Source organism: Corynebacterium sp. (assembly GCF_052107835.1).
GTDB lineage: Bacteria > Actinomycetota > Actinomycetes > Mycobacteriales > Mycobacteriaceae > Corynebacterium.
Genome location: NZ_JBQEDF010000045.1, coordinates 17,047 through 27,716 on the forward strand (window position 1 = coordinate 17,047; position 10,670 = coordinate 27,716).

13 protein-coding genes are annotated in these 10,670 nt (G+C 69.0%); 7 read left to right on the top strand and 6 right to left on the bottom strand.

Going from position 1 to position 10,670, the window contains the following annotated elements; translation table 11 throughout:
- Positions 1 to 38 precede the first annotated feature (38 nt).
- Entirely contained in the window at positions 39 to 644 is a 606-nt protein-coding gene (locus ACTIL2_RS11225; RefSeq protein ID WP_442337549.1) for a DUF1990 family protein, read from the top strand.
- A 6-nt stretch (positions 645 to 650) separates the two neighbouring features.
- Here ACTIL2_RS11225 and ACTIL2_RS11230 read toward each other — a convergent pair whose 3' ends face one another.
- The 3 genes from ACTIL2_RS11230 to ACTIL2_RS11240 all read right to left on the bottom strand — a co-directional run bounded on the left by ACTIL2_RS11230 (position 651) and on the right by ACTIL2_RS11240 (position 3,132).
- Positions 651 to 1,565: a D-isomer specific 2-hydroxyacid dehydrogenase family protein gene (locus ACTIL2_RS11230; protein WP_442337561.1), complete on the bottom strand. Its 915-nt coding sequence runs from the start codon at positions 1,563 to 1,565 to the stop codon at positions 651 to 653.
- Between the two features lie 107 nt (positions 1,566 to 1,672).
- Entirely contained in the window at positions 1,673 to 2,365 is a 693-nt protein-coding gene (locus ACTIL2_RS11235) for a hypothetical protein (RefSeq protein WP_442337550.1), read from the bottom strand.
- Between the two features lie 62 nt (positions 2,366 to 2,427).
- Positions 2,428 to 3,132, bottom strand: a complete 705-nt coding sequence (locus ACTIL2_RS11240; protein WP_442337551.1) for a hypothetical protein — start codon at positions 3,130 to 3,132, stop codon at positions 2,428 to 2,430.
- 155 nt (positions 3,133 to 3,287) lie between these two features.
- Here ACTIL2_RS11240 and ACTIL2_RS11245 point away from each other — a divergent pair, with 155 nt between their 5' ends.
- The gene (locus ACTIL2_RS11245; RefSeq protein WP_442337552.1) at positions 3,288 to 3,584 is read left to right on the top strand and encodes a hypothetical protein; all 297 of its coding nucleotides are present in this window, start codon (positions 3,288 to 3,290) and stop codon (positions 3,582 to 3,584) included.
- Here ACTIL2_RS11245 and ACTIL2_RS11250 read toward each other — a convergent pair.
- On the bottom strand, positions 3,581 to 4,189 hold the full coding sequence (locus tag ACTIL2_RS11250; RefSeq protein WP_442337562.1) for a metallophosphoesterase family protein: 609 nt from the start codon (positions 4,187 to 4,189) through the stop codon (positions 3,581 to 3,583). The genes ACTIL2_RS11245 and ACTIL2_RS11250 overlap by 4 nt on opposite strands.
- A gap of 182 nt (positions 4,190 to 4,371) precedes the next feature.
- Here ACTIL2_RS11250 and ACTIL2_RS11255 point away from each other — a divergent pair, with 182 nt between their 5' ends.
- Positions 4,372 to 5,070, top strand: a complete 699-nt coding sequence (locus ACTIL2_RS11255; RefSeq protein ID WP_442337553.1) for an LppP/LprE family lipoprotein — start codon at positions 4,372 to 4,374, stop codon at positions 5,068 to 5,070.
- A 1-nt stretch (position 5,071) separates the two neighbouring features.
- Here ACTIL2_RS11255 and ACTIL2_RS11260 read toward each other — a convergent pair whose 3' ends face one another.
- Positions 5,072 to 5,935: a CoA transferase gene (locus tag ACTIL2_RS11260; protein ID WP_442337554.1), complete on the bottom strand. Its 864-nt coding sequence runs from the start codon at positions 5,933 to 5,935 to the stop codon at positions 5,072 to 5,074.
- Positions 5,928 to 6,416 (bottom strand): hypothetical protein, encoded by a 489-nt coding sequence (locus tag ACTIL2_RS11265; RefSeq protein WP_442337555.1) that lies wholly within the window; start codon positions 6,414 to 6,416, stop codon positions 5,928 to 5,930. Before ACTIL2_RS11265 ends, ACTIL2_RS11260 begins: the two co-directional genes overlap by 8 nt.
- Positions 6,417 to 6,485: 69 nt before the next feature.
- Between ACTIL2_RS11265 and ACTIL2_RS11270 the strand changes: the two genes are divergently transcribed.
- The 4 genes from ACTIL2_RS11270 to ACTIL2_RS11285 all read left to right on the top strand — a co-directional run.
- Positions 6,486 to 7,355 (top strand): NADP-dependent oxidoreductase, encoded by an 870-nt coding sequence (locus ACTIL2_RS11270; protein ID WP_442337556.1) that lies wholly within the window; start codon positions 6,486 to 6,488, stop codon positions 7,353 to 7,355.
- 53 nt (positions 7,356 to 7,408) lie between these two features.
- Complete coding sequence (locus ACTIL2_RS11275; RefSeq protein ID WP_442337557.1) at positions 7,409 to 8,881, top strand: lamin tail domain-containing protein; 1,473 nt, start codon at positions 7,409 to 7,411, stop codon at positions 8,879 to 8,881.
- 209 nt (positions 8,882 to 9,090) lie between these two features.
- Positions 9,091 to 9,882 (top strand): PTS sugar transporter subunit IIA, encoded by a 792-nt coding sequence (locus ACTIL2_RS11280; protein WP_442337558.1) that lies wholly within the window; start codon positions 9,091 to 9,093, stop codon positions 9,880 to 9,882.
- Positions 9,883 to 9,910: 28 nt separating this feature from the next.
- The coding region (locus ACTIL2_RS11285) for a PTS transporter subunit IIC (protein ID WP_442337559.1) at positions 9,911 to 10,670 on the top strand (760 nt) is incomplete at its 3' end.

The following is a 10,670-nucleotide window of genomic DNA, read 5'->3' on the forward strand; positions in this document are numbered from 1 at the left end:
AAAACTTTCCGCGCCTAACTTTCGCTAGCCTGGCATCCATGTCCAGTGAAACCACCGAAGACACACCCCCGCCGAAGCTGACCTACCCGGTGAGCATGGCCGGGCTCACGGCCTACCTGCCGCGGCTCGCGGACCTTCCCGACCTTGCCGGGCGCCTTGACCAGGCAGGTTTCCGGACCCTGAGCCGCACGGAGGTCATCGGCCACGGAGCCGCCGACCGGGACCGCGCCGTGGCGAACCTGCTGTCCGGACGTGCCCACCAGGCAGCCGGGGCGAAGCTGAGCCGCGATGACCGGGAGATCGGCGAGGATGACCCGCTCACTCCCGGGGACGTCGTCACGGTCACCCCCGGTCGTGGGGTCATGAGGCTGCTGGCGTCCCCCTGCCTCGTCCTCACCGCCGGGCACCGCAATGACGGCAGCCACCTCACCGAAATCGACGAGATGATCTACGGGAGCCTCCCCGGCCACGTCGAATGCGGTGAGGAACGCTTCGCCGTGACCCTCGAGAACGACGGGACCGTCACGGCGACGGTCAGTGCCTTCTCCCGCCCCGGACGCCTGGTCACGCGGGTCGGCGGCCCGGTGGCCAGGATGACCCAGCGCCGGATGGCGGTGTCCTACATCCGCGGCATGGCGCAGTAGCCGGGCTCAGTACCCCTTCGCCGGGTCGAGTTCGGTGGGCATGCGCTCCCCGGTGACGAAGGCGAGGTAGTTCTCCACGGTCGGTTCGGCGAGCTGGCTGTCCATCGACGCCCGCGTGTTCGCCGAATGGGTGGTGACCGTGACATTGTCCATGTCCCACAGCGGATGCCCGTCGGGCAGCGGCTCCGGATCCGTGACGTCCAGTCCCGCACCCCCGACCTGGCCGGATTCCAGCGCGGCCACCAGGTCTCCGGTGACCACGACCGGTCCGCGCGCGACGTTGACGATCGTCACCCCCCGCTTGCAGGACGCCAGCAGTTCCGCGTCGAACATCCCCTTGGTCTCCCCCGTCAGGGGCAGCGAGATGATCACGTGGTCGGCGACGGCCAGGGCCTCGTCCAGGCGGTCGATCGTCACCGTCTCGCGTGCGCCCTCGACCGGGCGTCCACTGCGGTTCACCGCGATGACGTCCGCCCCGAACGGGGCGAGCATCTCGGTGAGGTGGTGCCCGATGCCGCCGGCGCCGACGATGGCGACGGTCGAGTTGTGCAGCCACCGGGTCCCCTCGTCGATCTCCGGCCAGATGTCCCAGGTCCCCGCACGCGCGATGCGCTTGTGCAGGTGGGTGACGGACAGCAGCAGCGCCATCGCACTCTCGGCGACCTGGCGCCCGTAGATGCCGGACGCGTTCGTCCAGCGGCGGGAGCCGTCCTGCCCGGCGGTGATGACCCCCTCGGCGAAGAAGCCCTCGATGCCTGCCTGGCAGAGCTGGACCCACTTGACCCGGTCCGGCAGTTCAGGGAAGTCCGCGGGCTTGACGCCGTGGACGATGAAGGCGTCGGCGTCGGCGAGGTCGTCGACGATCACCGCGCCCGCGGCTTCCAGGGCGGCTTCGGTCTTGGGCAGCGGGAACTCCGCCATGCAGACGTTCAGGTGGTGGACATCCGCGGGGCGGGACAGGGTGGGTGTCGTGTCACTCATGGCAACCATTGTTACCCGTTTTCGTCCCGGCCCGTGTTCCGCCTGGGTCAGGGGTTGCCCTCCAGCTCCTGGCGGAGGCCGTCGAGGGAGTCGTCGATCCGGTCCTGGATCTCCGGGTCGATCGTCGGCATCTCCGGCAGGTCACTCGGTAGCTCGGGGAGCTCGCTGGGGATGTCCCAGTCCGGCAGACCCCCACCGTCGTCCGGGTTGGTGTCCGGGTCCGCGGGTGCCTCGGGTTCAGGCTGTTCCGGTTCCGGCTCCGGGGCCGGAGGCTGTGTCGTGTCGACGGCCGGGGCGGTCGAACCGTCATCATCGTCACCGCCGAACAGGTTGACGGCGATGAGCACCACGGCCACCACCGCGACAACCGCCACGACAATGCCGATGATCAGACCGACCCGCGGCTTCTTCGGAGGCTGGTCCCCCGGGGCAGCACCGAACTCCGGCTGACCGTAGGCCTGCTGGTCGTAGGGTGGCTGGCCGTAGGCCTCCGGCGGGTACTGCTGGTAATCCTGCGGGGGGTACCCCTGCGGATAACCCTGCGGCGGGTACTGCTGGTCCGGATCGCCCTGGGCACCGGGATTGAACACCTGGGTCTCGTCCGGGCCGTTGCGTTGGTACCGCGGCGGCTCCGGCTGCCCGTCACCGCCGGTGGAGGACCACACCGTCGTCGGATTCTCGTCGGCGGGGATGTCGTCGTCACGCCCACCCCAGTTGTTGTCGGAGTTCCTGGAGTTCATCGGCTCACGTCCTCTCTGTTCATGTGCGCGTGAACTCTACCGCACCAGGCCGCCGGAACGTTTCACGGCAGGTAGGCCAGGACATCCCCTGTCTGCTGGCCCGGCGTCCCGTAGGTGACCGCCGCGACACTGAACAGCGAGCCACCCACCGACGCGCTCGCCACGACCGACGGACCCTGGTCCGACCAGCCCCACTTCGTGCCCGTGACGAACGGCAGGTTCGCCGTCCCCCAGTTCTGCCTGGTGCCGTCGGCGGCCACCGGTTCAGCCGTCTCCATCCAGTGCAGGATCGGCGACCCCGGGTCGCGGGTCTGCTTGGCCCGCAGGAACTTCGCCGCGTCCGCCGCCGAGGTGTTCGAGTAACCCCAGTGGGCGTCCCCGGACGTGCTCCCCAACCCGTACTCCCTCGCAGTGGCGTTGATGCTGTCGGGGTACTTCTCGTAGAGCTGCGAGGCCGCGTCGTCGTCGCTGGCACGGATCGCCCGCTCGGCCAGGGCGCGGTCGGACTCCGACCCGTCGCCGTGCCGCAGCGCATGGTCGACGATGTACAGCTTGACGATCGACAGGCCCGGCCGGGACTCCCCAGAATTGGCGGTCCCCCCGTTGTAGATCGGCGAATTCACGGCGATCGAGGTCCGGGTGTCGATCGTCGGCAGGTTGGGGTCCGCGGAGGCCGGGGCGATTCCGGCGACCACCACACCTCCGACCAGGGCTGCGGCTGCCAGGGCAGCGGTGCGCGGGCTACGGGAGGGACGACGGACAGTCACAGGGGATTCCTCACAGTCGGTGGTACCGGGATCTTCACGGCTTTTCCCCACCCTATCCCCACCCCGCCCCTTTCCGCGTCTTCGTCGATGCCACCCCCACCCACTATGCTCGGTGGGGAGAATGTGACGACCCTGACTCAACCTGGAGAGACGAGATGACCCGCACCCGCCGGACCCCTGCCCTGTTCGCCGCCGCCGTCCTGGCCCTGGGAGTGACCGCCTGCTCCCCGCCGAGCGAGAATGACAGTGCAGAGACCTCCCCGGTGACCGAGGTGACCCCCGACTCCGGTTACGAGGGTGCCGGCGTCGCCACAGGTGGTGCGGAGGCGGACAACACCTCCGCCGAGCCCACCGAGGGTGCCGAGGACACCGTGGTCGTCGAGGAGGGCGTCGTCATCGAGGAAGAGGCCGTCGTCGGGGGTACCGAGCCCGCCGAGGCCCCGGGCGCCTAATCCGCCCGGTCCTCTGCGGGTGGGACGCTGCCGAACAGCGTCTGCTGCACCTGCGTCTGGGACACCGGGTGCAGATCCCAGGCATCAACCCCCACATCGACCATGCCCGGCCCGGTCACCGGTGAATCCGAGTGCAGGTGCCCGTGGACGAGCAGGGGGACGTCCAACCGCACATTGTCGTGGCGGGACGACATGTCGTCGTGGTCGAGGCCCGGCCGGGGGAAGTGGCACAGCCACAGTTCGCGCTTCTGCCACGTCATCCGCTGGAATGGTTGGACGGACGTGAACGCCTGCAGGTAGTCGCGCTGTCTGGCGTGCGACCTGCGGTGCAGGGGGTGGCTGCTGTCGTGGTTCCCGGAGATCAGGTGCGCGGTGACGCCGGCCCGTGTGAAGAGTTCGGCGAGCAGGGCGATGGCCCGGTCCTCGTCGTCCCGCGGCCCACAGCTGATGTCGCCGAGCACCCATACGACGTCGCCGGGCCGCAGCGCTCCGGCGAGGTTGTCGAGGATCACCCGGTCGTGTTCCCCGGTGTCCACGAACCCCCTCAACCCCGCGACGAACCGGTGTCCCAGGTGCAGGTCACTGGTGAACCACTGCTGCCCCATCAACTCGCCTTCCCATCGGTCATTGCTGGTCACTGTTGAACACGTAGGGGCCCCATCGTAGCCGTGCCCGCGCACCGGGATGCGGAGCATGCGGCCGGTCCTGACGTGTCACCCCCGGATCGCGATGCGCCGCAGGGTATAGCGGGCTGCATCAGCAACTTAAGGAGTCTACGGTCGTGGCCATGAGACACATCACCACACCACGTTCCATCACCCGCCGGACCGCCCGGAAGGCACTTGCCACAGCCACGGTCGGCGTCCTGTTCCTGTCGGCCTGCGGGTCCGATGACGACGACGCGGGCGCGTCCGCCGCAGCCACGCCATCGACCACGGTGACCGTCACCGAGGAGGCGACGGCGGGCGACGAACCGGCACCGGAAGATCCTGGAACCCCCGCGAACACCGAGGAGCCGGAGGCCCCGCCGCCGGATTCGCCGGACGACCCGAACTGTGAGCCCGACCCCGAGTCCCCGGTGATCACCGACAGCATCGAGAATCTCGCTCCCCCCGGTCTCGCGGACTCCACCTGGGTCTACAAGGGCGACTCCAATTTCAATGCCTGCAGCGACCTGAGCTACGCCACCGTGGAGCAGGACCCGCAGGGGAACTCCCAGTTCGAGAACAAGTTGATCTTCTTCCACCAGGGCCGTTACTCGGGCTCCCCGCAGACGGACGCCCCGCAGCAGCACGAGGTCGTCGGCACCACCGACGACTCGGTGACGGTGCGGTTCAAGGACTGGCAGGCGCAGGAGGACGCAGGTGCCCCGAATGCGGAGGCCGGTGAGTACACCGAGGAGGTGACCTTCCGGTGGGTCGACGGCGCGGTCGTCGCCGAGGGGCGCATCCCCAACGAACCCCAGCAGATCGACCCGCCGGCGTAGGTCAGTCCCCGGCGACCTCAGCCACCGGGAGGTCGTTGTCGCGCCCCCAGTCGTCCCACTGGGCGGCGGTCCGGGTCGCGAAGAAGCCGGCGAGTGCGTCCGCGGTGAGGCCCTCCATGTCCGACAGCCCCATCTCCCCCATCAGTTTCCCGATGAAGTGGGGCTCGATCGCCGCGACCGCCACGAATCCCTCGGCGGCACGGTAGACACCGTAGGTCGGCAGTCCGCCTCCCAGCACCGCCCCCGGTCCGCTCAGCCCGAAGTGCACCGACTGCGAGAAGTCCCCGATGACCCCGGCCAGGTCGATCTCCCGGTAGCCTCCGCGTCCGGTGCGCCCGGCCTGCAGCAGCAGGGCAAGGGCGTCGCCCACCGCACGCTCGGCCCCACCGAGGTCCGCGACCGGCAGCATGGGGAGTTCCGGCTGCTCCGCCAGTCCCGCCCGTGCCAGTGTGCCCGCCACCGCCTGGTAGGTCAGGTCATGCCCGGGGACGTCGGCGTCCGGCCCCGCATGCCCGACGATCGCGATCTGCGACAGGCTCGGATACCGGTCAGCCAGTGCCTCCCACCCCAGCCCCAGTCGTTCCAGCGCCCTGGGCCTGTGCGAGGTCACCAGCAGGTCAGCCTCCGACAGCAACTCGTCCAGTCCGGTGCGTCCCTCCTCGTCCTTGAGGTCCAGGGTCAGCGCGTCCTGCCCCTGCGACAACCACCGGTGGTACGCCGGCACCGCCGCGGCCAAGGGGTCACCCGACGGGGGCGCCACCTTCGTCACCCGGGCCCCCAGCTGCGCCAGTCGGTGGGTCGCCGCCGGGCCCGGCAGATTCACCGCCAGGCTGACAACGTTTACTCCGGAGAGGGGCTCAGGCATCGACCGCCCCCACCTCCGGCAGGAACGCCGTGCCAACCGCGGCCACAATGAATGCCACGACAACGGCCACCCACACCGTCTTCCATTTGCGCTCCGGGATCACCGGCAGCTGCTCGGGACGGGCGAACAGTGCACGCTCATCGGCGGCGAGCATCTCCCAGTTCTGCTGGTAGTCCCGGTTGGCACTGATCCAGTTGGTGACCAGGCGGGAATCCCTGTGATTGCAGAGCAGCCAGTACACCGAGGGGATCAGCGCCATCGCCCCCATGCCTGCGCCGAGGAGTATGTCCCCGAGCAGGCTCTCCCCCGTGCCGGTGAACATGCCGACCACCATCAGCACCCCGAACACGATCCCGCCCCAGGCAAGGACCCTCTTCATGGTCGTTGGACGGTACCGGCGCAGCCGCTCGGCCGGGTTGAATGCCGTCGCGCTGACGTAGGACGACATATCGTCCCGGAGTGTGGGGTCGTATTGTTCCATGCCACCCAGGGTACGACACCGCAGGGACACGGCGGCCCCGACTGTTCGAACACCACTACCCTGGCGACCATGCGCATCTTCGGATTCGAGTCCTACGGTGGCCCCGGCACCACGCGGCTCCTCGATGTTCCCGCCCCCGGGCTCCCGGAATCACCGGCTGTCCTGGTCGGGATGCTGGCCACCACCGTGAACCCGGCGGATATCAAAGTCCGGTCGGGGGAACGGCAGGGCAAGGTCCCGGTCACCTTCCCGATGGCGATGGGACGCGAAGCCGCCGGACGTGTCCTCGCCGCATCCCCCGGATCCGGTGTCAGCGTGGGGGATCTGGTGGTCGGGGGGACACTCGCCGGACACGGGAGCTACGCCGAGCGCGTCCTGCTCGACCCCGCGCAGACCACCCGGGTCCCTGAGGACGTTTCCCCGGAACAGGCGGCCTGCGTGCCCGTCGCCGTAGGAACCGCGTGGGACGCACTGCATGAGCTCGCACACGACGGGCTACCCGACGGCGGCACCGTCGCAGTGCTGGGTTCCGGCGGAGGTGTCGGCCACGTGGCCGTCCAACTCGCCCGTCACCTGGGATTCGCGGTGGTCGGCGTAGCTTCCGAGTCGAAGCGTGAGCTGGTCACCGGACTGGGCGCAACCTTCGTCGCCTCGGGCACGGAGTGGGACGGATCGGCCGATGCCCTGGTCGACACCGTGGGAGGGGATGCCCTGGAGCGGATCATGCCGCACATCACCGGCCCGGTCCGCAGTACCGCCGGTGGCCCACCCGTCACCCGGCGGCGCACCGGCGGGGTCTTCTCCGAACTCCTCGACCTCATGGCCGCCGGAACAGTCGAACCGCTGATCAGCGCGTCCTACCCGCTCGCCGACGCCGCCGACGCCGTCGCCACCGTGGAGGACGGCCATGCGACCGGCAAGACCGTGATCGTCACCTGACGTTCACCGTGCGGCCCGTTGACGGCCACCTGGGTCCCCTATTCTCCGGGAACGTGAAACCTCCCCGTGCGTTCCATCCCGCCCTGTCCGCCGTCCTGCCTGTGGCCCTGCCGTTGACGCTGGCGGCGACCATCGCCACCGTCCCGCCCGCTGCCGCCCAGGAGTCCGACGGCTCCTCCCCTGTCGTCATCAACGAGGTCGAGTCCAACGGCGATCCCGACGGCGACTGGGTCGAGCTGGCCAACACCGACCCGAACAACTCGGTCGACGTCTCCGGATGGGGCATCGTGGACAACGATCCCGAGCACGACCCGATCCTCCTGCCCGCCGGAACGGAGATCGAATCCGGCGGCTACCTGGTCATCCACACCGAACCTGACTTCGGCCTCGGCGGCAACGACTCCGTGACCCTCAGCGACTCCGATGGCACGAACGTCGACGAGACCGAATGGTCCGGCCACGCGTCCACGAGCTGGGGCCGCGTCCCCGACATGACCGGCGACCTCACCGTCACCGGGGAGCCCACCGAGGGGCTGCGCAATGTCGCCGAGGACGATGGCGACAGCGATGCCCCGTCCTCCCCCACCGCTGAGTTCCCCTACGATCCCCTGGATGTCGAGGATGTGACCCTCACCGGCGACCATGCCGGGGACTTCGCCGAGGAGGACATGTCCGGCGTGGACTTCGGTCCGGATGGCACCGCCTACATCGTCAACAACGGCACCGGTTCGCTGTACACCCTCACTCCGGAAGGCGATAACAGCTACCACATCGACTCCCGCCACACGCTGCGCTACCCCGACGGATCCGGTGAACTGGACGCTGAGGGTGTGACCGTCGGGCCGGACGGCGCGATCTTCGTCGCCACCGAACGCGACAACAGTGAGGGCGAGGACGACACCTCCCGGCCCTCCGTCCTGCGCTTCGAGCCGGACGGTGCCGACGGGGAGGAACTGCACGCCACCGACGAATGGAACCTCTCGGAGTTCACCGGTGACATCGGCGCCAACGGCGGGCTCGAGACCATCAGCTGGATCCCGGGAGCCGACCCGCTGTTCGCGGTCGGTGTCGAGGAGACCGGCGACGTCCTGTTCGTCTCCCTGTCGGATGGCGACCCTGTGTTGCAGCAGCGCTACGAGTCCCCGTTCGACGGCGTGATGGCCAGCGATTTCGACTCCGTCTCCGGTGAGCTGACGATCCTGTGCGACGAGGTCTGCGACGGTGCCTCTCAGGTACTGGCCGCCGACGACTCCGGGGAGTTCGCCCCGGTCGACGACTCCATCGCCGCCCGACCGGCCGGCCTGGACAACCTGGCCAACGAGGGCTACGCCCGGTTCGTGGACGAGGACGGCACCGAACGCTACCTCTGGGCCGATGACGTCGTGACCGACGGCGTCGGCCTGCGCGGGGCTGTGAGCACCGGCGGCGTCCCGGGCTCCGATGAGCCCGGCAGCCTGGTCGGCAGCGCAGTCGGCGGGCTCATCGGCAGTGCCGCGGGCGGTGCCGTCGCCCACTCCGCGGGTTAGCCGAAATCCCCGGCCCGCGACACAGGTGCCATCACATACTGTTCACCGCCCTCACGAATGGTCGAGTTAACGACATTCGCCCAACAGTTTGCAAGGGCAGTCAACACTTTGCGAGGGCACCCCGGCCAGCGACAGCCACACAGCCACCACAGCCACCCCCGCACCACCGGCCCTTCCACCAGTGTGTTCCCCAGGCATAGAATCAGGTCATGAGCACGCTGACCTCGTTACTGACCGAGGACCGGATCGCACTTGACGCGGCCGCCGCCGACTGGCGCGCGGCCATTTCCGTGTCCGGGGACCTCCTGGAATCCTCCGGCGCCACCGACGCCCCCTACACCACCGCCATGATCGACACCGTCGTCGACAACGGCCCCTACATCGTCGTCGCGCCCGGTTTCGCCTTCGCCCACGCCAGACCCAGCGAGGCCGTCCACCGAACCGCCCTGAGCTGGGTGCGACTGGCCGAGCCGGTGGAGTTCGGCCACGAGAAGAACGACCCGGTCACCCTGGTCGTGGCCCTCGCCGCCACCGACGCCACCACCCACACCTCCGCGATGGCCGAGCTGGCCAAAGTCATCGGCCGTCCGAGAACAAGGCAGGCATTGGACGCCGCGTCCACTCCCGCCGAGATCCTGGAGATTCTCGGTGGCGGAGACAGCGAGCAGACACAGGCGGCCGCATCCGACGGTGGAACCTACCCCGGCGGCGACTCCCGCGACCACATCCTCACCGTGTGCGGCAACGGCCTGGGCACCAGCCTGTTCCTGAAGAACACCACCGAGGACGTGCTGAAACGCTGGGGCTGGGACAACCTCGTCAGCGTCGAGGCCACCGACACCATCTCCGCGAAAGGCAAGGCCAACGAGGCCGACCTGATCCTCACCTCCGGGGAGATCGCCAAGACCCTCGGCGACCCCGGCATCCCCGTGTGGGTCGTGGAGAACTTCACCAGCGCCCGCGAGATCGACACCGCCCTCCGCGCGCTCTACGCGCTGTGACGCGGAGAAACCAGTAAAGGAGACCATCATGGACTGGCTGTTGGCTATCGCCCAGTTCCTCGTCAACGAGATCCTCGCGGTGCCGGCGTTCCTCATCGGCATCATCACCGCCGTCGGTCTGGTCGCACTGCGACGCTCCGCCGGCCAGGTCGCCGGTGGCGCGATCAAGGCCACACTCGGCTTCCTGCTGATCGGCGCCGGATCCTCCCTGGTCACGGCATCGCTTGACCCGCTGGGCCGGATGATCGAGGGCGCGACCGGCATGCACGGCGTGGTGCCCACCAACGAGGCCATCGCGGGCATCGCCCAGGAGGAGTTCGGCTCCCAGGTCGCGTGGCTGATGATCCTCGGGTTCGCGGTGAGTCTGCTGCTCGCCCGGTTCACGCCGCTGCGCTACGTGTTCCTCACCGGCCACCACGTGCTGTTCATGGCCACCATGATCACGATCATCCTGGCCACCGCGGACTACGCCGACTGGATCGTGGTGGCCCTGGGCGCCGTACTGCTCGGTGTGCTCATGGTGTCGATGCCTGCGCTGGCGCACCCCTGGACCCGCAAGATCACCGGGGATGATTCCGTGGCCATCGGGCACTTCGGCACCGCCGGCTACATCGCCTCCGGCGCGGTCGGCAAGCTCGTCGGTGGCAGGGGGACGAAGGCGTCCCGCTCGACCGAGGACCTGAAGGTGCCGGAGGGCCTGCGCTTCCTGCGTGACTCCATGGTCGCCACCGCCCTGTCGATGGTGCTGATGTACCTGGTCCTGGCGGTGCTGTTCCTGGTACGGGCCG